We start from the raw sequence: 21,797 nt of genomic DNA on the forward strand, positions 1-21,797 counted from the left end.
GCTGAATTATAGCGTTTCATGTGATTTTGCAATCGACTACAAATCTGTCAATACATTATCATGAGATGCACAAGCCTTGTAGTAATTTATCACATTGCAGGAGCGGGCTAAGGATTAAAAATCTATCTTTTTTCGCAGTTTTTTTTGTACACCGCTTTTCGTTTTGCTGTCTAAGCGCTTGCGCTGTGATGAACGGCTTGGCTTAGTTGCTTTGCGAATTGGTTTTTCGTAGCTACCTTCATTGATGAACTCTTTTAAACGAGCAATAGCCTCTCGTTTGTTTTGCTCTTGAGTTCGGTGGTTTTGAGAGCGAATAACCAGCACGCCCTCACTATTAATTCGATTATCGTTACTATTTAATAGCTTTTGTTTCAGGCGCTCTGGCAGCGATGAGGCATTAATATCAAATCGCAGATATATTGCAGTGGCAACTTTATTAACATGCTGCCCCCCAGCGCCTTGGGCGCGGGTAGCAGACAAACTAAATTCAGCCTCTTCTATACTCAAGGAAGGGTTAACAAAAATACTCATTGTGCTATGGCAGCACTTTCTTATAGGGTTTTACTACCACAGATTTAAAAACGCCAGCCTCAACATAAGGGTCAGTGTCTGCCCACAGTTGTGCGTCGGTCAAGCTATCGAACTGAGCGATGATCAAAGACCCTGTGAATCCCGCTGGGCCTGGATCTTCGCTATCAATCGATGGGGTAGGTCCTGCAACCAATATTCTTCCTTGGTCAACAAGGTGTTTGATCCTATCCAAGTGTGCAGGCCTTGCAGCCATTCTAAGGTCGAGACTATTGTCTACATCCTCCGCGTAAATCACGTACCACATATATTTTACTCCTAGAAAAACAGCCCGTTATAGGGCTGTGGCTGCTTTCATCTTGGCGACAAATGAACCTAGCTCTGCAAGCATGGCATCATTATCAGATAAATACTTAGCAATAATATTGACTGTCGCTGAGCCAGATATTGCGCCAGCAGCACCAGATTGAATCGCATCAGCTACCTGTGCAGGGGTGGATATACCAAAACCCAATAAAGGAGGCGCTACTTCAAATTTTGTTAGCTTCTCAATGAGGTCTGATGCTGGTATTTCAACGGCTGTTTCTGCCCCGGTAACACCTGCTCGACCAAGCAAATAAGTGTAACCGCTCGACTGTTCGCCAATTGATTTAAGTGTCTCATCGGAGGCGTTGGGTGGCGCAATCAAAATTTGCTCGATGTTATTCGCTTTTGCAATCTCTATAAAGCGTGGCGCTTCTCTCAATGGCACATCAGCAATTAATATACTGTCGACGCCAGCCGCTGCAGCCTTTTGATAAAAGGTGTCAATACCGTTAACGAGCACAAGGTTACTGTATAGTAACAAGCCAATCGGTGTATCAGGATGCCGCGCTCTTATTTCAGTCAGTATCTCAAAGCAATCCTGAGTTTTAATCCCAGAACCCAGTGCTCTTATCGCCGCTTTTTGGATCGTAGGACCATCGGCGATAGGGTCAGAATACGGTATACCAAGCTCTAGGGCATCAGCGCCGCTCTCCACTAATTGATCGATAATAGCGAGAGATGTTTCTCTGTCTGGATCGCCAATCATAACGAAAGGAACAAAGGCTCCTTGCTTGCTAGCTTTTAGCTTAGTGAACATGTTTGCGTAGCGTTGTGTGCTCATAGTTTATCTCCCAAAATACTGGTGACATGGGCAAGATCTTTGTCACCTCGGCCAGATAGATTCAAGACGATAATCGTTTCTTCTGTTGCTTCGTCTGCCATATTTAAGGCGTGAGCTAGGGCGTGAGAAGATTCCAATGCTGGGATGATCCCCTCTTTTTTGGCTAGCAATTGAAAAGCATTTAGCGCTTCTTCATCTGTCACGGCATGATACTCCGCTCTTCCTGTTTCGGCTAAAAATGCATGCTGTGGTCCAACTGCTGGGTAATCAAGCCCTGCAGAGACCGAATATGACTCCTCAATTTGCCCATCTTTATCTTGCATAATAAAGGTATACGCACCGTGTAAAATGCCTTTCGTGCCAGTGACGATAGTTGCACCGTGCTCTTTAGTATGCACGCCCTTTCCAGCTGGCTCTACGCCGACTAAGCGGACACTGGGTTCATCAATAAAATCAGCAAACATACCAATTGCGTTTGAACCACCACCGACACAAGCAACGACTGCGTCTGGCAGGCGGCCTTCTTTTTCCAATATCTGTGCACGTGTTTCTTCACCAATCATGCGGTGATACTCTCGTACAATCGTTGGGAACGGGTGAGGACCTGCAGCTGTACCAAGCAAATAGTGAGCTTTGTCATAATTAGCAGACCAATCGCGCATTGCTTCATTCACCGCATCCTTTAAGGTGCCCGAACCTGAGTCTACCGGAATGACTTCAGCGCCCATTAAGCGCATTCTGAACACATTCGGAGACTGTCTTTCGACGTCTTTCGCGCCCATGTATATGCGCGCTTTCAATCCGAGCAAGGCACAAGCCAAGGCGGTTGCAACGCCATGTTGACCCGCTCCGGTTTCAGCAATAACTTCCGTTTTACCCATGCGTTTTGTTAACAGGGCTTGACCAAGTACTTGGTTCGTTTTATGCGCACCACCGTGCAATAAGTCCTCACGCTTTAGATACAGTTTAACCAATGGGTTTGAGACCAAATTGCGTGACAAGGTCATTGCCGTGGGGCGACCCGCGTAATCTTTTAAGAGATCCATAAATTCTTTCTGGAAACTAGGATCGTCCTTCGCATCTAAAAATGCTTGTTCAAGTTGGTCGAGCGCCGGGATAAGTAATTCAGGCACATACATACCGCCAAATTCACCAAATTTACTTTCTAAATTATTCATTATCTACTCGCTCTTTGTTTCTGAATTCGTATTTTCAATATTAATGCTTACAGCCTTTTGCTGTTTAGGGCTCAATGCCACTAGCATAAACGTTTGTTGTTTGGGTATCTCGTTCATCCCTCTTAATAGCTGCGTAAGTTGGCAAATACTTGTGACAGTTTCATCTGTGACTTCATTGCCGCTTGTTCTTCAACGCCAGAATTCACATCAAGAATGCCGACTCCACTTGCTTTGGCTTGTTGGATATTATGAGAATCCAAGCCGCCCGCTAAGATGAGTCTGTGTTTTTGAGGCACACCCTCTAACAATCGCCAATCAAAAGATACCCCCGTGCCGCCAAGTTGCTGACCAACTTTACAGTCTAAAAGTACTTTGTCAGCAACACCTAAGGCGTCTTGTATTTCGTTTTCAATAACTGACAAATTAGTAAGGTCACTGTCTTGTTCAATCGCAATCACTGACCAAACTTCGCAAGTTTGAGGCAGTAATGGTTTCAAAGCCTGCACGTAACCAAGAGACTCACTGCCATGCAGTTGCACAGCGCTAAGGTTCAATTTACGTGCATAATCCGATACTAACTCGATAGGGTGGTCGACAAAAACGCCAACGGTTTTTAGGCCGCTTTCAGATTGTGCAAAATTGGCTATTTCCATGGCATTTTCAATGGCAACAAAACGAGGTGATTTCGCTGCAAAAATGAGACCCAGGTAGGTTGCTGGAAATGCAGCAACTAGCTTCGCGTTTTCAATGGAATTAATACCACAAATTTTCACTTCACCGAAAATCAGTTTTTCAACCGCTTTACGTAGATTATGTTCAGCCATTAACGCGCTACCAACTAAAAAGCCATCGACTAAAGGTGTCAAGCGTTGGACTTCGCTGTGTTGATATATGCCTGATTCTGACAATATTACACCGTCAAAACCACTTTCCTTAATCAAAGGTACCAAGCGTTCAGTTGTTGCGAGATCTGTGCTGAGGTCGCGTAGGTTACGATTATTAATACCGATAATGTTGGCGTTTAGTGCCAATGCGCGCTCGACCTCTTCTTCATTGCTAACTTCTGTTAACACATGCATCCCGAGTTCATGCGTAAGGTCGTTTAACACTTTGAATTGTTCGTCATCCAAGACCGATAGCATCAGTAACACCGCGTCAGCATTGTAATATCTGGCAAGGTATATTTGGTATTCATCAACAAAAAAGTCTTTGTTAATTACCGGCTGGTCGACTTTTGAGGTTATATAATCTAAATATTCAAATTTGCCTTGAAAGTACTTTTCATCTGTCAGTACCGAAATACATGACGCATACGGGCTATAAGCATCGATTATTTCATCTAAATCAAAGTGCTCACGGATTAAACCTTTGGATGGCGATGCTTTTTTACATTCAAGAATAAAACTCGCATTTGGCGCTGCTAATGCCGCATAAAAGTCTTTGGTACACGGGCGCAATGTTGCTTTAAACTGCGACAGCGGGAAGTCTATTTTGCGTTGCGCTATTTCTGCTTGTTTGTCATCGACAATTTTTTCTAATACATTTTTAGTCACTGCTTACTCACTCTGCGTAGTTTTAGGCTTACCAATACCTGAAAATTGTTCATTTTATTTGCCTTGGCTCAATCTTGCTGCCGTTGTCATTGTCTTCATCGGTTTAGCTTGTTCGATAGCTGCCATTGCTAAATCACACGCTTCTTTAAACGATTCAGTGAGACCATTTAACTGAATCAATGCAGCGGCATTCATTGCAATCGCGGCGGTATGCGCTGGCTTACCTTCTCCGTTAAATACATCAGCAATAAGTGCTTTATTTTGAGCTGGTTCGCCGCCTTCAATGGCACTCAGTGGATACTCTTTCAAACCAAAATCAGCAGGAGAGACTTCTTGCTTGCTTATTTCACTCCCGGCTATGCTGACAACTTGGCTTGGCCCATGCAGAGCTAACTCATCTAAACCACTACCATGAATGACATAAGCTCTTTTGTGCCCAAGCTTTACTAGGGTTTGAGCATAGTCATCTAGCAGCGTCGGTGTATACACACCTAATACGCTGTGGCTTGGCTTGGCTGGATTAGCTAAAGGGCCCAATATATTGAACAGTGTGCGTGTTTTTAATGCTAATCTCACCGGCATCGCATGTTTAACACCAGAGTGATACGCAGGTGCGGCTAAAAAGCACAAATTTGCTTCGTCTAAACAGTGTCTTGCGGTGTCAGGTGACATATCGAGCTGTAAACCAAAAGCAGCGAATAGGTCGGAAGAGCCTGATTTACTCGATACGCTTCGGTTACCATGCTTAGCCACCTTCACACCGCAACTTGCGGCTACGACCGCTGCTGCGCTAGAAACATTAATAGTATTATGGCCGTCTCCCCCTGTGCCCACTATGTCGCTAAAAGCGTAATCTGGACGAGGGAAGGGAACCGCATTTTGCACCATCGCTGAGGCTGCACCGGCTATTTCATCCGTGCTCTCACGTTTAATTTTTAAGGCAACTAGCAGCGCTGACAACTCGATTTCGCTTACTTCACCACGCATTACTTGGTTGAACACCGCTTGTGCTTCTTCAAAGCTGAGAGAATGACCGAGGTAAAGCTTCTCTAAACTGGTTTGAACATGAGTTCGTGCGTTAGTCATAATCGCTCGTCCTTGTGTTGTTATTGCTGAGCCTTGTTTGGGTAGCTCTTATATCACTGTTTATTGTATTAGAAAGCATGATCATGTTGATGCCTTCGTTACTTTTTTCTCATTTGCAGAGATGGGTTCTTCGACTAAATAACGAATACTCTGCATCAATAACTGACTGCCATCACAAGTTAGAATAGATTCTGGGTGGAATTGAAAACCTAGCATTTTATGTTTTGGATGCAAGGCAGCCATCACCAAGCCATCTATACTGGCAATTGTCTTTAAGTCGTCAGGCATAGAGGTTGCCACGAGTGAATGGTAACGAGCAATCGATAAAGGGTTGGATAAACCAGCAAATATTGATAGCGTGTCCTGATCTTCAAGAAACTGCATTTGAGAGCTTTTTCCATGCATGACATAAGGCGCTCGTGCAACCGTCCCACCATATGCTTCAACTATCGCTTGGTGACCTAAACAAATCCCTATTACCGGATATATTCCTTTCACTTTTTTTAGAAGTTCCGGCATACAACCTGCGTCACTCGGCGCGCCGGGGCCCGGAGATAACATCAATAAACTTGGGCCTTGCTTCTTATATTCGGCTAATTTATCGAGAACAGTTTGAGTGTCTACTGTGTTGCGGTAAATCGTCATCTCTACGCCAAGGCTACGAATTTCATCCACTAGATTATAAGTAAACGAATCGACGTTATCTATTAAGACAAGATTAATGGCGCTCATTTGTCTTCTCCTTGTTTAACAGGTTTATGAGCGGCGATAATCGCTGAAATGACAGCCTGTGCCTTTGCTCTTGTTTCATCGGCTTCTGATTGCGGTATGGAGTCATTCACAACACCCGCACCGGCTTGAATATAAGCCGTTTTTAAACGAACAAATGCACTTCGGATAACGATACATGTGTCCATATCACCATTGCCATTGAGATAACCAACAGCGCCGCCATAGCTACCCCGTTTCTGTTTTTCCACTTCTCGAATCAACGACGCAGCACTGACTTTAGGTGCACCGACTAGCGTCCCCATATTCATGCAGGCTTGGTAAGCGTGAAGAGCATCTAAATCCTCTTTTAATTCACCAACCACGCGAGACACCAAGTGCATAACATGTGAGTATCGGTCTACTTTAAGTAAGTCTTTTACGTGCCGAGTGCCGGGCTTGCTAACTTTTGCCACGTCATTTCTAGCCAAGTCAACAAGCATAATGTGTTCTGATTTCTCTTTCTCATCTTGACGCAAGTTCAACTCAAGGCGACTATCCATATCGAAGTTTATTGTGCCATCCTGGTTTTTGCCACGTGGTCTTGTGCCAGCAATCGGATACACTTCAACAACATTACTTTGTTGGTCGTATTTTAAGGCAGACTCGGGAGATGCCCCAAACATAGTGAAATCTTGATCATGTAGATAGAACATGTAAGGTGATGGATTCTGCTTCTTCAACTGTTGATATGAGGCCAGTGGAGACGGACAGGGTAAAGAGAATGAGCGTGACGGCACAACCTGAAAAATATCACCATCCAGAATATGCTCTTTCAAATTTTTCACGTCTTCACAGTATTCTTGGTCTGACTTATCGACTTGTAGAGTTATGTTTTTGACAATTTGAGCGTCTTCGATCTTATTTGGCAAGTCACTTAAATGATGTTTAATTTGTTCTAAACGCTGATTAATACTGAAATAGTGTTGCGCAACCATTGGGCCGCTAAAAACCGAACCAATTAATTCGGTTTTTTGGTTTTGGTGATCTACTAAAAGTAAGGTTTCTGCTAGATAAAAAACATACTCAGGACAGTTATTGTCGGCGAATGTTGCTTCGGGTAACTTTTCAAATGTACCAAGCAAGTCATAAGAGAATACACCACCGAGGAATAAAGCATTTGGATGGTCTCGAAGCGTGCTCACTTCGTTTTTTAACACTCTTAATACATCAAAAACACTGGCTTGTTTGAGCCTAGAGTCTTCATCTATGTTGCTGGATATTGCAGGAAACTCAAAACGCATCGAGTCTTCAGCCACCTCTTGGTGTGAATGATAGTCAGCCAATGCTGCTTTTAAGACTGGAAACACTGAAATACCGTTTGCTGTTAAAGCTGTAATTGTCACACTTTGGTCATTACACTCGATGCGAATAGCTGCATCTACCAGCAACAAACTCTTCAGATTGGCTTTGCTGTCTATTTCTGCCGACTCTAATAACAGACTGTTTTCTTTGCCTAATGCTTGGTAGGCCAATAATGGATCTTTGATGTAGGGGCCATCAACGATGATACTCTCGACTTGGCCGGCCTCTAGGCCTAATTCTGCTAAACTCATGATCTTCTCGTTTTCCGTTTTGACTGCTCTGATGTAATTTGTTTTTATTTTTTATGGGCGAAAAACAATCAAAAAAAAAGCCCGCTAAACGGGCCTTATTTTTGTGATACGAACGTACACACAGCCCTTAGTTGAGCGTGTGCCACCACCAAACGCGTGCAAGAGTGCTTGCAGGGTTTGTTGTTATGTTCAAAATCACTGTATTCATTTTATGTTTTCTCACTATTTCTTTTTTGCCTGGGACTAAAACACCAAACTGATAAACACTTGCTACTGTTGCGGGTTTGCATCGTAATGAATGCGCATCCATATCTTCACTGCGTGTTTTTGTATATACTGCATAGAAGAAAACAAATCGCTCTCTGTGTCAAGTATCTTACTTGTTTTAGTTGTTATAATTAAGAAGAAAAAGTGTTGAAAATAGATTTACATAGTCACACAAATTGCTCTGACGGGGCTTTATCACCAATTCAATTGGTTCAACGAGCGCAACAAATGCAAGTTGATGTGTTAGCCATCACTGATCACGATACTGTGGCGGGAATACAAACAGCAAAAGACTATGTGCAAGCTGAAAATATGCGAATGCAGATAATCTCTGGTGTTGAATTATCGACTTCGTGGCATGGTTTTGATATTCACATAGTGGGTTTAAATGTGGACAATCATGATCCTATTTTCTTGGAACGTCTGAGTCAGCAGCTTGAAGAACGTGACCGACGCGCAGTGCGCATCTGTGAAAAACTCCACAAGTGTGGTCATGAGGGGATCTACGATCTGGCTTTAGCTTATGCCGATGGCGCTCAAATATCGCGCAATCATATCGCCAAAGCTTTAGTGCAAAGAGGCGTTGTGACACACGCGCAGCAAGCTTTTACAAAGTTTTTAGGTAAAAACAAACGAGCTCACGTTACACCCAAATGGATAAGCGTAAAAGAGGCGATTCAATGGATCCATGATGCTGGTGGTAGCGCTGTTTTAGCGCATCCTTCTCATTACGATATGACGAGCAAATGGCTTCGTCGCCTAGTTAATGAGTTTAGTCAGCATGGTGGTGACGCAATGGAAATTACGCATCCAAACATGGCTGCAGATAAAAAGCGTTTACTTCAAGAAATACTAAAAGATAACAACTTACTTGCTTCTGCTGGTTCAGACTTCCATTTTCCATCACGATTCACTGAACTGGGCCGTCGATTAGAAATTCCAGATAGTATAGTGCCGGTTTGGCACGATTGGAGTATGATCAGTGCTTAAGCAAGCCACATTAGTAACTTCGGTTTACGCTCAATAGTGGCAAAATATTACACGGTAGCGTTGCTACGAAGATTTCTATGCAGATTGCTACGGAGAGTTTAGCATGAGTCAATTTTTCTATATTCATCCCGATAACCCTCAGGCTCGATTAATCAAGCAGGCTTGTGAGATCATTAATTCGGGCGAGGTTATCGTATATCCAACTGATTCTGGCTATGCCATAGGTTGCCAGATGGAAAACAAAAAAGCACTCGAGCAAATTTGTCGCATTCGTGACATCGGCAAAGACCACAACTTTACCTTGATGTGCAGAGATATGTCAGAGCTTTCCGTTTACTCTCGCGTTGATAATGCCGCATTTAGGCAAATTAAAAACAATACTCCTGGCCCTTACACTTTTATCTTAAAGGCCACAAAAGAAGTGCCGAAACGCTTACAAAACCCGAAACGGAAAACGATTGGTATTCGTGTACCCGACAACCCTATCGCGCTTGCCTTGCTTGAAGAGTTAGGTGAACCACTGATGTCGACTACCTTGATTTTACCCAATGAAACCATGGCCGAAACCGACCCAGAGGAAATTCGGGATAAACTTGAAAAGTTGGTAGGTTTAATCATTCACGGCGGATATTTAGGTGAAGAGCCCACCACAGTTATCGATATGTCTGAAGGCGATACGGACGTGATCAGGGTTGGTAGTGGCGACCCAAGTCCATTTGAATAAATGCTTTAAACCACGCATGAATAGCGAAGATTGACATAGAGTATGAGCGAAGATGACAAGTCACTGCATGACAATGAGCCGAGGCCAATAGCGCAGATAAAGGAGCAACAACCTTTAGCTTTGGCGTTTGTAAACGGCGAGGCAATGATTGATAAGCCCGAAGATTTATATATTCCGCCTGACGCCTTAGAAGTTATCTTAGACAGTTTTGAAGGACCACTCGATCTTCTCTTGTATCTCATTCGTCGACAAAAATTCGATATCGTTGAACTTCCCGTGTTGCAAATCACCCAGCAGTATATGAAATATGTGGAAGTGATGACTGATTTGAAGCTAGAGCTAGCGGGAGAGTATTTACTCATGGCGGCAATGTTGGCAGAAATTAAATCGAGATTATTACTGCCTAAGCGAGAAGATGCGACAGAAGATGAAGAAGATCCTCGTGCTGAGTTAATCCGGCGATTGAAAGAGTATGAGCAAATTAAGAAAGCCGCAGAAGAACTTGATGCCGCGCCTAGAATTGACCGAGATAACTTTATCGCAAAGGCTCAAACTAGTGAAAATGTTCAACCAATCAAACACTTGCCGAAAGTAACTTTGCAAGAGATTGCATTCGCGTTTCAAGGTGCTATGCAACGTGCTGAGGCATTCGAACACCATCAAATTGAAAAAGAAGTATTATCAACTCGTGAGCGCATGTCGCATCTGTTACAATTGCTAAGTAATGATAAATACACTGAGATGTCGAGCTTACTTGACTCTAAACAAGGTAAAGGCGGTGTGGTAGTGACCTTTATCGCGATCTTGGAATTAGTCAAAAGTGGCTTGATTATCTGCTCTCAAGAAGGTGCTTTTACCAGTATTCATGTGAAATTAGGTGAAATTGAGTATGCAGAAGATCAATGATGTTCAATTAAAGCAGTTGGTTGAAGCTGGTATATTCGTTGCTGATGCTCCCTTGAGTATCGATATGATGAAGTCCACGTTTTTAAGTGATTTTAGTGTGAGTACTCAGCAGTTAAAGAAAGCACTAAAAGAGTTAGAGCTTGATTACGCATCTCGGGGTATTCGCTTAGTGCAGGTTGCCTCCGGCTATCGCTTTCAATCAGATGAAAGTTTAGGCGTATTGTTGTCAAAGTTATGGCAAGAAAACGCCCCTCGATATAGTCGAGCAATGTTAGAAACCCTGGCGCTAATTGCTTATCGCCAGCCAATTACACGTGGTGAAATAGAAGAAATTCGCGGTGTTTCTGTCAGTAGTAACATCGTCAAGTCCTTAACTGAGCGAAACTGGGTTAAGGTAATCGGTCATAAGGAAGTGCCAGGCAGGCCGGCTTTACTGGCAACAACTAAAACATTTTTGGACTACTTTTCATTATCTAGTCTAGCAGATTTGCCTTCTGCCCAAATGTTTGAAGAAAACTTGCAGATGGCAATGGATGCGGCTGACACAGATGCCCCGAACGCGCTAAGTGACGATAGCACGGGCATCAATACGACAGCAGAACAGGCGAACGATGCGCCAAACAACGAACAACTACACTAGTGCATGAATGCGCTAGATCAAGCAGTAACCAATAAAGTGAATAGAAAATGACTGATAGTCAAGAAACAGAAAAGCTACAAAAAGTCCTTGCCAACAATGGCGTGGGCTCTCGACGTGAAATGGAACGCTGGATAGAAGAGGGAAGGATTTCCGTCAATGGTACTGTTGCGAAGTTGGGAGACCGTGTTGGCGGTGATGACCAATTGCGTGTAGACGGGCATCTGCTCTCGCGCAGCAAAGAAAAGTCCCCTTGCCGTGTGCTTATGTACAATAAACCAGAGGGCGAATTGTGTTCTCGCAATGATCCCGAAGGCAGAGCAACCGTCTTCGATCGTCTTCCCAATATTCAATCCGATAGATGGATTGCGGTAGGCCGACTTGACATCAATACGAGTGGCTTACTTCTATTTACCAACGATGGTGAATTAGCAAATCGTTTGATGCACCCCAGACACGAAATTGAGCGCGAATATGCTGTTCGCGTATTCGGTGAGGTCGCGCCAGCTATGTTACGCACATTGCAAAAGGGTGTTGAACTTGAAGATGGTGTTGCTAAATTTACACATATTCATGTGCGCCCAACAGATGATGAAAGTTTGAATCAATGGTTTAACGTGACCTTATCTGAAGGTCGAAACCGAGAAGTCAGACGTTTATGGGAATCACAAGGTGTGCAGGTTAGTCGCCTAATCCGAGTGCGCTACGGTAACCTTGAATTACAAAAGCGTTTGCCTCAAGGGGCTTGGATAGAGCTCGATTTAGAAAAAGTTAATCAGCTTCGTAAAATGGTGCAGCTGCCGAAAGAAACCGAAACAAACCTCAAAACAGATGATGACAAACTTGATCATGCTCGTATCAGTCGCATGCGTCGCTCTGTTAAAAAGCACAAGCTTAATAAAGCCGGTCAAAGTCGACGTAATGTGGCGAGTACTCGCCCCAAACGATAGTAAAAATAAGAATATAGGTTAATTAATACAAGATGCGAATAGCGTTAGGCATTGAATATGACGGAAGCGCCTACCATGGCTGGCAACGTCAACAAGCTGATATTAGTGTACAAGAAGAGCTTGAAAAAGCCTTAGCGAAAATTGCCCTAGAACCCATTGCTGTAGTATGTGCTGGTCGGACCGACGCGGGAGTGCATGCAACTTATCAAGTGGTGCACTTTGATACCAATGCAAAAAGGCCAACAAAGGCATGGACGAGAGGCGTAAATACTCATTTGCCGCACAATATTGGTGTGAAGTGGGCGGTGGACACAAGTGAAGAGTTTCACGCGCGTTTCTCAGCGACCTCCAGGCGTTATCGGTACATTATCTATAATCATCCTTTGCGGCCTGCTATTCTGCATGGTGGCATTACCCATGTTTATTATCCGCTGGATCATGAGCGCATGCATGAAGCTGCGCAGTGTCTGGTGGGAGAGCATGATTTCACTTCTTTTCGTGCCGTTAGCTGCCAAGCAAATACAGCCAACCGAAATATGAGCGAAATAAGTGTGACGCGAAAAGACGATTACATTGTTGTGGAAGTTGCTGCCAATGCTTTCTTACATCATATGGTCCGCAATATTGTCGGTTCGTTAATAAAAGTAGGTACGGGTGAAGAGCCGGTAGCGTGGATGAAGGCTACGTTAGAAGCCAAGGATAGAACCCTTGCCGGCGTAACAGCTAGGCCAAATGGTTTGTACCTAGTAGACGTGTGTTACCCCGCACAATTTGCTATTCCAAAAAGCCCTTTTGGGCCTATATTTTTATAAAATTGCACAGTATTACTAACGCAAAGCTAACTTCTTAGACCAGTTTTACTTTCGTCATCCAAGGGATCTGTGATTTAATGCATCCCAAAGTTAGCAGCGTAGTCTGTATAAATTGACTATACTGAACGAACTGGCGAAAAAGCCTAACAGAATAAACATAGGAATGTTTCATGAGTTGGATTGAGAAAATACTTCCCCGCACGCAGTCTTCAACTAAAAGTAATGTGCCAGAAGGTATTTGGACGAAGTGTGGTTCTTGTAACGCAGTTCTCTATAAGACCGAATTAGAAAAGCTTCAGGAAGTGTGTCCTAAATGTGATCATCACATGCGCATCACTTCAAGAGCGCGAATCAATGCCTTTTTAGATGCGGCGGATAGAGAAGAAATAGCCGCAGATTTAGAGCCGCAAGATGTATTGAAATTCAAAGATAGTAAAAAGTATAAAGACCGCATTACAGCAGCACAAAAAAGTACTAACGAAAAAGATGCGCTGGTAGTGATGAAGGGTAAGCTAAACGGAATGCCTGTCGTAGTTGCTTGTTTTGAATTTGCCTTTATGGGCGGTTCAATGGCATCCGTAGTGGGTGCGAAGTTTGTTGCTGCGGTTAACTCTTGTTTGCAAAACAACACGCCACTTATTTGCTTTTCGACCAGTGGTGGAGCTCGTATGCAAGAAGCCTTATTGTCGTTAATGCAAATGGCTAAAACGAGTGCTGCTTTGGCAAAAATGAGTAAAAAAGGTCTGCCTTATATTTCTGTACTTACTGACCCTACTATGGGCGGTGTATCAGCAAGTCTTGCCATGTTAGGTGATATCAATGTGGCTGAACCAAAAGCTTTGATCGGTTTCGCTGGCCCAAGAGTTATCGAACAAACTGTCCGTGAAACGCTACCTCCTGGTTTTCAACGTAGCGAATTTTTAGTTGAAAAAGGGGCAATTGATATGATTGTTGATCGTCGCCAAATGCGAGATAAGTTGTACTCCGTACTATCGAAGTTGCACCGACCTCAAGAAGCCGTATAACCAACTATTCGTAGGGTTTCATGTTGAATGAACAGACAAGTCTAAACGACTGGTTAGCCTATATAGAACAAGCCCATACCAAGGAAATTGATATGGGCTTGTCTCGTACTGCAGAGATGGTAGAGCGTCTGCAGGTGGATTTTAGGCAGCAAAAAGTACTGACCGTGGGCGGTACAAATGGCAAGGGTACGACTTGCGCTTTAATCGAAAAAATCTGCTTAGCTGCGGGTTTCAGTGTTGGGGTTTACAGTTCACCGCACCTACTAAGTTATTGCGAACGAATTCGGATAAACGGTAAAAATATTGATGAAGACGCTTTGTGTTCTATTTTTCATCAAATTAACCAAGCGAGATCAATCTCGGAAAAAACACTTCCTTTAACCTATTTCGAATATGCGACGTTGGCCGCTCTCAAGGCCTTTAGCCTCCAAAAAGTGGATGTCGTTATTCTAGAAGTCGGCCTCGGTGGTCGCTTGGATGCCACTAATGTCATTGATTCTGACGTGGCTGTGATTACCAGTATTGGGCTTGATCATCAAGATTGGCTAGGCGATACCAAAGAAAAAATTGCTCTTGAAAAAGCCGGGATTTTCCGCTCTGGAAAAACCGCTATTGTGGGGGAGCCTTTGGCGCAACAATCCCTGTTAGAGTATGCTGCACAAATTGGCACTCCTTTGAAACTAGTCGGAAAAGACTTCTTTTACTCTCCTGAACGCGCAGAAGTGACAGTGGACAATCAATCGTTTTCGGTAGAAAGTGCCAGCATTCCAAAGCAGAACGTTGCAACCGCGCTAGCGGCGATAAACCTTTTAGCTTCCTTACTTAAGCATGAACATAGCTTCTTGCTACCCAGTGAAGAACTACAGTCAATTATCGACTCTATTTCGGTAATGGGGCGTCATCATGTCTTGCGTCATCGTGATGAATGCAAAGGTGAATGTCCTGTCATACTGGATGTTGCGCACAATGAAGACAGTGCAATGCAGTTGAGCTCCTTACTACGAACTTATTCATTTCGTACCTGTCATATCGTAGTCGGTATGCTGAAAGATAAAAATATTGAAGTGAGTTTGTCGGCGTTTGGCGAGATGGACATGCATTGGTATTGCGCGACATTGCCGACGAGCAGAGGAGAGAAAGCCGAGCGTTTATGTCAAGCGGTGCAAGATAACGATATTACCGGTCAGCTTGATGTTGAGAGGCTAATGTCTTTTCCAGACGTAGAAACTGCCTACTTGAAAGCGCTCGATAATGCTCAAGTTGATGATTTGATATTGGTTATGGGGTCTTTTTTAACAGTTGCGGCTGTTCTAGCGCGCCATGCTAAGGCATAATATATCAAAGGCTTGAGAAATAGTTGTACAATAACGCAGATCGCCTTTGTCATCATTAATAAATTGCAAAATTAGAGGACGCTGTAGTGTCAAATGCCTTACAGAATAGGTTAGTAGGTACCATTATTTTGGTTGCCGTAACGGTCATTTTTCTGCCAGATTATTTGGATGGAAAAAAACAAACGAACAATGAAACGTTTGTCGATTTTCCGCGTTCGACCTCTAATTTATCCGCCACTGAACCAGAAACGTTCCCTGCAGAGCAGGTGGCAAATGCCACTCGAAGAGAGGTGGTCATTGTCGATGATGTTGCTGCTGATGATTTACTCGAAAAGGCGGATGAAACCTCAGATGGCAATACTGCTAATGCCCAGACTGCTGATAATGCGAGTGAAAAAAGTGACGAGCAAGCGAATGAGTTGGCAAAAACCTTAGCGAAGAATATGCAAGCGGCTGCGAATGAGGCTTCAAATGAGCAAAAAGGGCAGGCGTCAGCTGAGACTGACAACAAAAACGTGACTGCTGATGAAGGTAAACCATCGACGCCAAATCAAGACAATTCATTAGCAACTCAAACTCTTCAGAAAGACACCTCAGCTGAAAAATTAAAAGACCAAGGATGGGTTGTGCAACTGGGTAGTTTTGGCAACTTAAAAAATGTAAATGACCTTATTCGAAAACTTGAAAAAGCCGGGTATCGCGTTTTTACACGAAAGGTGCAAACCAGTGCAGGCCGTTTGACTAAAGTGTTTGTTGGGCCAGAGATAGAACGAGACAAGCTCGACAAGGCGCTACCTCACCTAAAAGCCACAACGGGTTTAACGGGTAAAGTAACCCCATTTGATGTGAATGCAAACTAAGGCATAAATGGGGTAAGCCAAATAGCGTTTAGACGTAATTTGTCGATTTAAAGATTGGACAGTTTCCTGCCTTCTGGTAGAATGCGCGGCAAATTAAGAAGCCCGAAAAAGCATGTTTCTCATTGCATGTTAACCCCAAGGTTTATGACAAATTTTAATACTATCTCGCACCAAACTTGCGAAGCGGTTCTGACATCATGAATTGGTTTGATTTTACCGTTCTAGGTATTATTGCTTTTTCCGCTGTCATCAGCGTGATACGCGGCTTTATGAAAGAAGCTGTTTCCTTGGTCGTCTGGTTTTCTGCCTTTATTGTTTCTAGTCAGCTTTATCCCCAACTAGCAAAATTTCTTACCGGTATCTCTGACGAGATGTTTCGTAACGGTGTAGCAATAGCCATTTTATTTATATCGACATTGATTGTCGGTGCTCTGGTCAACTACGTGTTCTCACAATTGGTGAAAGCAACTGGTTTAAGTGGTACAGACAGAGCGCTTGGCGCCGTATTTGGTGCAATTAGAGGTGTGCTTATTGTCAGCGCATTACTTTTCTTCATGGATACTTTTACCCCATTGGCGGATAGCGAGTGGTGGAAGCAGTCAATCTTGGTTCCTGAGTTTTCAGTGATCATCGAATGGTTTTTTGAATATGTGAAAGAGAGTTCAAGTTTTCTCTCTCCAACCGAATAAAAGGGTTTTGGTATGTGTGGTATTGTCGGGATAGTAGCAAAAGGTCCGGTAAATCAAGATTTGTATGACGCATTAATTGTGCTTCAGCACCGTGGACAAGACGCCGCCGGGATCATGACCATCGATGACGGGATGTTCCACTTACGCAAAGAAAACGGCTTAGTTCGTGATGTGTTTAGAACTCGCCACATGAAGCGTTTAACCGGAAATGTTGGCATAGGGCATTGTCGATATCCTACCGCGGGTTCATCAAGCTCGGCAGAAGCTCAGCCTTTTTATGTTAATTCACCTTTTGGTATATCATTCGCTCATAACGGTAACTTGACCAATGCACATGAATTACAAGACGAAGTTTTTCGCATTTCTCGTCGCCACATTAATACCACTTCGGATTCAGAACTGTTATTGAATATCTTCGCACATGCTTTGCAAAACGCGGCCAGTTTTGAAGTACATCCTGAAGAAATATTTGCTGCGGTAGAAACTGTTCATAGTAAAATTAGGGGAGCCTACGCTGTAGTTGCGGCTATTATCGGCAACGGTATGGTAGCCTTTCGTGACCCCCACGGCATACGTCCTTTGGTGCTGGGTAAACGCCAGACAGAACATGGTGACGAATACATGGTAGCGTCTGAGAGCGTCGCGTTAGACGCTGTTGGTTTCCATTTCGTCAGAGATGTTGCACCAGGCGAAGCCGTTTATGTGAATGAAGCAGGTGAGTTATTCACAAAGCAATGCGCGTCTAAACCGAGCTGCACTCCTTGTATCTTTGAATTTGTCTACTTTGCTCGTCCGGATTCATTCATCGATGGTATTAGTGTTTATGCTTCACGCGTTAATATGGGACGTAAACTGGGTGAGAAAATCGCTCGTGAATGGTCAGATTTAGACATAGATGTGGTTATTCCTATCCCAGAGACATCAATGGATGTTGCATTACAAATTGCAAATACATTGGAAAAACCGTATCGCCAAGGCTTCGTGAAAAACCGCTATATCGGTCGCACCTTTATTATGCCGGGTCAAACACAACGCAGAAAGTCAGTACGTCGCAAATTAAATGCGATTTCCTCTGAGTTCAAAGGTAAAAATGTACTTCTAGTAGATGATTCAATCGTACGAGGTACAACATCAGAACAAATTATAGAAATGGCTAGAGAGTCTGGTGCCAACAAGGTTTACTTTGCATCTGCGGCGCCTGAGATTAGGTTCCCGAATGTATACGGAATTGATATGCCATCAGCAAATGAGTTGATCGCTTATGGTCGTGAAATAGAACAGATTGCTGACTGTATTAAAGCTGATGGCCTGATTTTTCAAGATATTGAGGACTTAGTCGAAGCAGTGAGAGAAGAGAATAATAACTTAACTGCCTTTGAAACCTCTGTATTTACTGGTAATTACATTACAGGTGATGTTGACCAGGCGTACCTTGAGAGCATTGACAAAGCGAGAAGTGAAAAAGCGAAGTCAGCGCCAGTTGTGCAAGAAGAGTTAAGTAACTTAGAAATGCATAATATGGGTCGTAACGCCTAGTCCAAGAGCTTAGCGTGATTATGTTATCTAGTAAGCAAGGTTCTTCTCAGACATAAAAAAGCCCGCATTTAGCGGGCTTTTTTGTGTTTGATAAAGACTTTGTTGCTACATATATTGCGGACCGATGCCAACACTCCATAGTATGACCGACGATGCCATTAAAATAACTAACAGCACTAAACCGCAGGTGACCACTGAACTACTATAGATAAAGCCTTTGTCTTCTGGAATGTGCAGCATAATTGGTACGCCAGAGTATAAGAGGTAAACTGAATACGATAAGCCAACTAGGCCAACCGACATAATAAACCACAATTCAGGGTAAAACGCACTGAATCCAGTCATGAATAAGGGCGTTGCAGTGTAAGCGGCAAGCTCTAATGACTGTGTATAATTAGGATGAGCATCAAACGACTTGGCTAACTCGTGAATGAGCACTGCAAGGGCGATTACACCAATAACAAGGCCAAAGTACATAGCTACTGCCATTTGCATGGCACTAGACTGCGTTAATTTAATGGTATCAGCGGTTGGACCTGCGCCAATATCCCAGCCTAAATGCGCAGAAGCGAAATACGCCATGCCTGCTGGTATCAGTGCAATAACCATAATGTGACTAAGCGCGTAAAAATAAGACTCATGGCGTTTATCAATGGTTTGCCATTCTTCTTTCGGATGAGTATAAATTCCCCATAAATGATTCAATATCATTGTGACTCCTACTACAACAAGGTTGTTATTAAATTTCCATTTGACCTTGGCAGCGCAGTCCCACCGAATAATAGCGCCATCAAGTATTCTTTTTTAGACACCCAATTCTTAGTTTTTATTTTTCAGGAATTGTAAGTGTTATGAAAAAGTTACAGGTAATATAAATTATTAACATAACTTTAACAAGAGTTTGGTGTAAGCCTCCTATTTGGTCAAATTCAAATCAGTGATTTAGATTTTTAAACTTATTCACCCAAGCTATGAGTAGAATGCAGTATAGTATTGGTATGTAAAAAATATCTAAGGCAAGACCTGAGTGAAATCGAGAAATAAAGCATTAAAGGAACACCTGGCTGAGTTGAGAGCCAGAGCAATAACGGCAAAAACGCCAGCTGATATAGACAAAGCAACTGAAGCAATTACCTCATTCAGTAAACAACAGAAATACCAGTTCAATCACACTTTTGCCATAATGGCACTCGCCTTTGCTGGACTTATGGCCATATTGTCATACTGGTCTCAAATGGATCTCACTTACGAGGACCGCATGTGGCTGAGAGTCGCAGCCGGTGTGAGTGCGATTGGCGCAATAGCTGTCATTTGGATGAGATATAGTACCGTTAAAAAAGCAGGCGATCTTTTGTATGTAAGGGCGGTAGCAATTCAAGCAGGCATTGTTAGAGACTACGAGTATAACGGCAAAGAATATTGGCGACAGTTAAAAGCGCTTTTTCCATTGTTCAAATGTGGGGATGAAGGGCAAAGTATCACTAAACGGTATTTAGGTGGTGTCGATACTACCCCGTTTACTCTGTTTGAATTTAAGTATGTTGATGTTAGCACTTCAACTAGCACCGATAGTAATGGCACAACACGAACAACTGAAAGTAAAACCACAAAATACAAATACGGTGTGCTTGTGCAGTTTACAGATTTTAATTATTTGAGTTTAAATACAAAACGATTTCAAGCTCGCTGGGATTCCGCTAGCCGTGCTTTTAACAAGTTATTCAAGGTGAGGGCGTTAACTGAAATGCATGCTGCAAAGTTTTTCGAACCTAAGGTCGTGCTTGAATTCACTGACAAGTTTAACTTTGTAAAGTCACTTGATGTAACCGGTGATTCAGTGGCATGTATTGAGCTGCCAAAACAGGTGTTTCCGAGTGAAGTACGAAAGCCGAAATTGCAAGAAACAACACGTTACCTAGAGGGGATTGATAAGCCAGCATCAATACCAATACTTGAGCTTACTAAAGAATTAGTGCAGTTTATTAACCAGAACAAATAGCGCATCAAGGATAAATCATGATCACTTCTATTATTATCGGCAGCTTAATCATTGTTGTTGTTGTTCTATACAACACAATAATTAGCAATTTGAATCGAGCAAAACGCGCTTGGTCAGACGTCATTACCTATGAAAAATTAAAACAGGACTTAATTCCTCAACTCACCGAGGTGGCAAATGACTTTAAAGAGTTTGAGAGTGACTTTATTGAAAAAGTCACCGCGCTGAGAGAGTCAATTTCCCAGTTAGATAAAGATGATATTGACGTACAAGCGCTTAGTACTGTTGAGGCAAAATCAAATGCCTTGTTTTCTAGTTTCAAAGCGACTGCTGAAAACTATCCCGAATTAGGTGCTAAAGAACTAGTTAAAGAGCTGATGAGTGAAATCAGCGATAAGAACGACAATGTTGCAGCTGCACTCACTATATATAACAGAGCGGTAGAACACTTTAATAACTCGATTCAGATGGTGCCATATAATTTAGTTAACTCGACTTTCGCTAAAAAAGAACCATTAGAGAATTTTCATCAATCAGGAACAGTAGAAGACTACGACTATAAACCAAACTTTTAATCGCTGTCGCCTTAGTCATCACCGCGCCCCATAGTCATCACCGCGCCCCATAGTCATTCCGGGCTCCATAGGCACTCCCGGCTCCGTAGCCATTCCCGGCTCCGTAGCCATTCCCGGCTCCATAGTCATTCCCGGCTCCATAGTCATTCCCGCGAAGGCGGGAACCCATGCCCGCGCGCCACTGTCATTCCGAAATCCATAGTCATTCCCGCGAAGGCGGGAACCTACTTTATTTTTGCATATTCGAGAATATAGAGGGGATCTCCGCCTTCGCGGAGATGACGGTGTGTGCGGAGATGACGGTGTGTGCGGAGATGACGGTGTGTGCGGAGATGACGGTGTGTGCTGAGGTGGCGATGTGTTCTGCAATGACCTTGTGTGCCGAGACGGCAGTGGAAGCGACTTCGATATCGCCAGAACGGGTAACTTGTTTGTAACAGGATATTTAGATTCGCCCCGTTTGTAACACAAACCACAAACTTTCTAGCCAACATTTAGCAAAACTCACCAATTCTAATCGCTTTATTCACCAATCAATGGAATCGATTATTCTTAAGTTATTGAAAATATTGATTAATTATTAATGGCACAGTCGGTGCAAACTTGTTTTCAACGATTCGCGCTTTTCTCGCGACTAATAGATAACACGCATCGCAAGCTATAAATATTTAAACAAT

The 21,797-nt window shown here is 43.2% G+C and carries 22 protein-coding genes; 13 read left to right on the plus strand and 9 right to left on the minus strand.

The window, feature by feature from the left end:
- Nucleotides 1–114 precede the first annotated feature (114 nt).
- The 8 genes from arfB to RM556_RS00220 all read right to left on the minus strand — a co-directional run bounded on the left by arfB (nucleotide 115) and on the right by RM556_RS00220 (nucleotide 7,816).
- A complete protein-coding gene (gene arfB, locus RM556_RS00185; RefSeq protein WP_311359941.1) occupies nucleotides 115–531 on the minus strand; it encodes an alternative ribosome rescue aminoacyl-tRNA hydrolase ArfB in 417 nt (138 codons plus the stop codon).
- A 4-nt stretch (nucleotides 532–535) separates the two neighbouring features.
- Nucleotides 536–835 (minus strand): YciI family protein, encoded by a 300-nt coding sequence (locus RM556_RS00190; protein ID WP_311373563.1) that lies wholly within the window; start codon nucleotides 833–835, stop codon nucleotides 536–538.
- 27 nt (nucleotides 836–862) lie between these two features.
- Nucleotides 863–1,675: a tryptophan synthase subunit alpha gene (gene trpA, locus RM556_RS00195; RefSeq protein ID WP_311373564.1), complete on the minus strand. Its 813-nt coding sequence runs from the start codon at nucleotides 1,673–1,675 to the stop codon at nucleotides 863–865.
- A complete protein-coding gene (gene trpB, locus RM556_RS00200) occupies nucleotides 1,672–2,853 on the minus strand; it encodes a tryptophan synthase subunit beta (protein WP_311359944.1) in 1,182 nt (393 codons plus the stop codon). Before trpB ends, trpA begins: the two co-directional genes overlap by 4 nt.
- Before the next feature lie 122 nt (nucleotides 2,854–2,975).
- The gene (gene trpCF / locus RM556_RS00205) at nucleotides 2,976–4,406 is read right to left on the minus strand and encodes a bifunctional indole-3-glycerol-phosphate synthase TrpC/phosphoribosylanthranilate isomerase TrpF (protein ID WP_311373565.1); all 1,431 of its coding nucleotides are present in this window, start codon (nucleotides 4,404–4,406) and stop codon (nucleotides 2,976–2,978) included.
- A gap of 54 nt (nucleotides 4,407–4,460) precedes the next feature.
- On the minus strand, nucleotides 4,461–5,492 hold the full coding sequence (gene trpD / locus RM556_RS00210; RefSeq protein WP_311373566.1) for an anthranilate phosphoribosyltransferase: 1,032 nt from the start codon (nucleotides 5,490–5,492) through the stop codon (nucleotides 4,461–4,463).
- An 81-nt stretch (nucleotides 5,493–5,573) separates the two neighbouring features.
- Nucleotides 5,574–6,224, minus strand: a complete 651-nt coding sequence (locus RM556_RS00215; protein ID WP_311373567.1) for an aminodeoxychorismate/anthranilate synthase component II — start codon at nucleotides 6,222–6,224, stop codon at nucleotides 5,574–5,576.
- On the minus strand, nucleotides 6,221–7,816 hold the full coding sequence (locus tag RM556_RS00220; protein WP_311359948.1) for an anthranilate synthase component 1: 1,596 nt from the start codon (nucleotides 7,814–7,816) through the stop codon (nucleotides 6,221–6,223). Before RM556_RS00220 ends, RM556_RS00215 begins: the two co-directional genes overlap by 4 nt.
- 414 nt (nucleotides 7,817–8,230) lie before the next feature.
- Between RM556_RS00220 and RM556_RS00225 the strand changes: the two genes are divergently transcribed.
- The 11 genes from RM556_RS00225 (at nucleotide 8,231) to purF (ending at nucleotide 18,546) form a co-directional block, all read left to right on the plus strand.
- The gene (locus RM556_RS00225) at nucleotides 8,231–9,073 is read left to right on the plus strand and encodes a PHP domain-containing protein (RefSeq protein ID WP_311360705.1); all 843 of its coding nucleotides are present in this window, start codon (nucleotides 8,231–8,233) and stop codon (nucleotides 9,071–9,073) included.
- A gap of 103 nt (nucleotides 9,074–9,176) precedes the next feature.
- Entirely contained in the window at nucleotides 9,177–9,797 is a 621-nt protein-coding gene (locus tag RM556_RS00230; RefSeq protein ID WP_311359949.1) for an L-threonylcarbamoyladenylate synthase, read from the plus strand.
- A gap of 42 nt (nucleotides 9,798–9,839) precedes the next feature.
- Nucleotides 9,840–10,703: a ScpA family protein gene (locus RM556_RS00235; RefSeq protein ID WP_311359950.1), complete on the plus strand. Its 864-nt coding sequence runs from the start codon at nucleotides 9,840–9,842 to the stop codon at nucleotides 10,701–10,703.
- Nucleotides 10,687–11,343, plus strand: a complete 657-nt coding sequence (gene scpB, locus RM556_RS00240; RefSeq protein WP_311359951.1) for an SMC-Scp complex subunit ScpB — start codon at nucleotides 10,687–10,689, stop codon at nucleotides 11,341–11,343. The genes RM556_RS00235 and scpB overlap by 17 nt, the downstream gene beginning before the upstream one ends.
- A gap of 47 nt (nucleotides 11,344–11,390) precedes the next feature.
- Nucleotides 11,391–12,290: a 23S rRNA pseudouridine(2605) synthase RluB gene (gene rluB, locus RM556_RS00245; protein WP_311359952.1), complete on the plus strand. Its 900-nt coding sequence runs from the start codon at nucleotides 11,391–11,393 to the stop codon at nucleotides 12,288–12,290.
- A 32-nt stretch (nucleotides 12,291–12,322) separates the two neighbouring features.
- Nucleotides 12,323–13,102, plus strand: coding sequence for a tRNA pseudouridine(38-40) synthase TruA (truA, locus tag RM556_RS00250; RefSeq protein ID WP_311359953.1), 780 nt, complete (start codon nucleotides 12,323–12,325; stop codon nucleotides 13,100–13,102).
- Between the two features lie 170 nt (nucleotides 13,103–13,272).
- Nucleotides 13,273–14,127 carry an acetyl-CoA carboxylase, carboxyltransferase subunit beta gene (accD, locus tag RM556_RS00255; protein ID WP_311359954.1) on the plus strand — a complete coding sequence of 285 codons (855 nt, stop codon included), beginning with the start codon at nucleotides 13,273–13,275 and terminating at the stop codon, nucleotides 14,125–14,127.
- Nucleotides 14,128–14,147: 20 nt separating this feature from the next.
- Nucleotides 14,148–15,461, plus strand: coding sequence for a bifunctional tetrahydrofolate synthase/dihydrofolate synthase (gene folC / locus RM556_RS00260; RefSeq protein ID WP_311359955.1), 1,314 nt, complete (start codon nucleotides 14,148–14,150; stop codon nucleotides 15,459–15,461).
- Nucleotides 15,462–15,547: 86 nt separating this feature from the next.
- Complete coding sequence (locus RM556_RS00265; RefSeq protein ID WP_311359956.1) at nucleotides 15,548–16,321, plus strand: SPOR domain-containing protein; 774 nt, start codon at nucleotides 15,548–15,550, stop codon at nucleotides 16,319–16,321.
- A gap of 197 nt (nucleotides 16,322–16,518) precedes the next feature.
- Nucleotides 16,519–17,010, plus strand: a complete 492-nt coding sequence (locus RM556_RS00270; RefSeq protein ID WP_311359957.1) for a CvpA family protein — start codon at nucleotides 16,519–16,521, stop codon at nucleotides 17,008–17,010.
- Nucleotides 17,011–17,022: 12 nt separating this feature from the next.
- Nucleotides 17,023–18,546 carry an amidophosphoribosyltransferase gene (gene purF, locus RM556_RS00275; protein WP_311359958.1) on the plus strand — a complete coding sequence of 508 codons (1,524 nt, stop codon included), beginning with the start codon at nucleotides 17,023–17,025 and terminating at the stop codon, nucleotides 18,544–18,546.
- A gap of 105 nt (nucleotides 18,547–18,651) precedes the next feature.
- Here purF and RM556_RS00280 read toward each other — a convergent pair whose 3' ends face one another.
- A complete protein-coding gene (locus RM556_RS00280) occupies nucleotides 18,652–19,257 on the minus strand; it encodes a Yip1 family protein (protein ID WP_311359959.1) in 606 nt (201 codons plus the stop codon).
- A 316-nt stretch (nucleotides 19,258–19,573) separates the two neighbouring features.
- On the opposite strand from RM556_RS00280, the gene RM556_RS00285 reads away from it, so the two are divergent.
- Together RM556_RS00285 and RM556_RS00290 are read left to right on the plus strand one after the other, a co-directional pair.
- Entirely contained in the window at nucleotides 19,574–20,545 is a 972-nt protein-coding gene (locus RM556_RS00285; protein ID WP_311359960.1) for a hypothetical protein, read from the plus strand.
- Between the two features lie 17 nt (nucleotides 20,546–20,562).
- Nucleotides 20,563–21,120 carry a LemA family protein gene (locus RM556_RS00290; protein ID WP_311359961.1) on the plus strand — a complete coding sequence of 186 codons (558 nt, stop codon included), beginning with the start codon at nucleotides 20,563–20,565 and terminating at the stop codon, nucleotides 21,118–21,120.
- Nucleotides 21,121–21,797 lie beyond the last annotated feature (677 nt).

The sequence above is a fragment of the Alteromonas sp. W364 genome, assembly GCF_031846205.1.
Lineage (GTDB): Bacteria > Pseudomonadota > Gammaproteobacteria > Enterobacterales > Alteromonadaceae > Glaciecola > Glaciecola blandensis.

Excerpts from the sequence above, each read along its gene's own strand:
- truA (WP_311359953.1), top strand. The coding sequence starts at position 12,323 with ATGCGAATAGCGTTAGGCATTGAATATGACGGAAGCGCCTACCATGGC.
- trpD (WP_311373566.1), bottom strand. The coding sequence starts at position 5,492 with ATGACTAACGCACGAACTCATGTTCAAACCAGTTTAGAGAAGCTTTAC.
- RM556_RS00290 (WP_311359961.1), top strand. The coding sequence starts at position 20,563 with ATGATCACTTCTATTATTATCGGCAGCTTAATCATTGTTGTTGTTGTT.
- folC (WP_311359955.1), top strand. The coding sequence starts at position 14,148 with ATGTTGAATGAACAGACAAGTCTAAACGACTGGTTAGCCTATATAGAA.
- trpB (WP_311359944.1), bottom strand. The coding sequence starts at position 2,853 with ATGAATAATTTAGAAAGTAAATTTGGTGAATTTGGCGGTATGTATGTG.
- RM556_RS00190 (WP_311373563.1), bottom strand. The coding sequence starts at position 835 with ATGTGGTACGTGATTTACGCGGAGGATGTAGACAATAGTCTCGACCTT.
- arfB (WP_311359941.1), bottom strand. The coding sequence starts at position 531 with ATGAGTATTTTTGTTAACCCTTCCTTGAGTATAGAAGAGGCTGAATTT.
- accD (WP_311359954.1), top strand. The coding sequence starts at position 13,273 with ATGAGTTGGATTGAGAAAATACTTCCCCGCACGCAGTCTTCAACTAAA.
- trpA (WP_311373564.1), bottom strand. The coding sequence starts at position 1,675 with ATGAGCACACAACGCTACGCAAACATGTTCACTAAGCTAAAAGCTAGC.
- RM556_RS00230 (WP_311359949.1), top strand. The coding sequence starts at position 9,177 with ATGAGTCAATTTTTCTATATTCATCCCGATAACCCTCAGGCTCGATTA.
- RM556_RS00270 (WP_311359957.1), top strand. The coding sequence starts at position 16,519 with ATGAATTGGTTTGATTTTACCGTTCTAGGTATTATTGCTTTTTCCGCT.
- RM556_RS00280 (WP_311359959.1), bottom strand. The coding sequence starts at position 19,257 with ATGATATTGAATCATTTATGGGGAATTTATACTCATCCGAAAGAAGAA.
- RM556_RS00220 (WP_311359948.1), bottom strand. The coding sequence starts at position 7,816 with ATGAGTTTAGCAGAATTAGGCCTAGAGGCCGGCCAAGTCGAGAGTATC.
- purF (WP_311359958.1), top strand. The coding sequence starts at position 17,023 with ATGTGTGGTATTGTCGGGATAGTAGCAAAAGGTCCGGTAAATCAAGAT.
- scpB (WP_311359951.1), top strand. The coding sequence starts at position 10,687 with ATGCAGAAGATCAATGATGTTCAATTAAAGCAGTTGGTTGAAGCTGGT.
- RM556_RS00215 (WP_311373567.1), bottom strand. The coding sequence starts at position 6,224 with ATGAGCGCCATTAATCTTGTCTTAATAGATAACGTCGATTCGTTTACT.
- RM556_RS00235 (WP_311359950.1), top strand. The coding sequence starts at position 9,840 with ATGAGCGAAGATGACAAGTCACTGCATGACAATGAGCCGAGGCCAATA.
- rluB (WP_311359952.1), top strand. The coding sequence starts at position 11,391 with ATGACTGATAGTCAAGAAACAGAAAAGCTACAAAAAGTCCTTGCCAAC.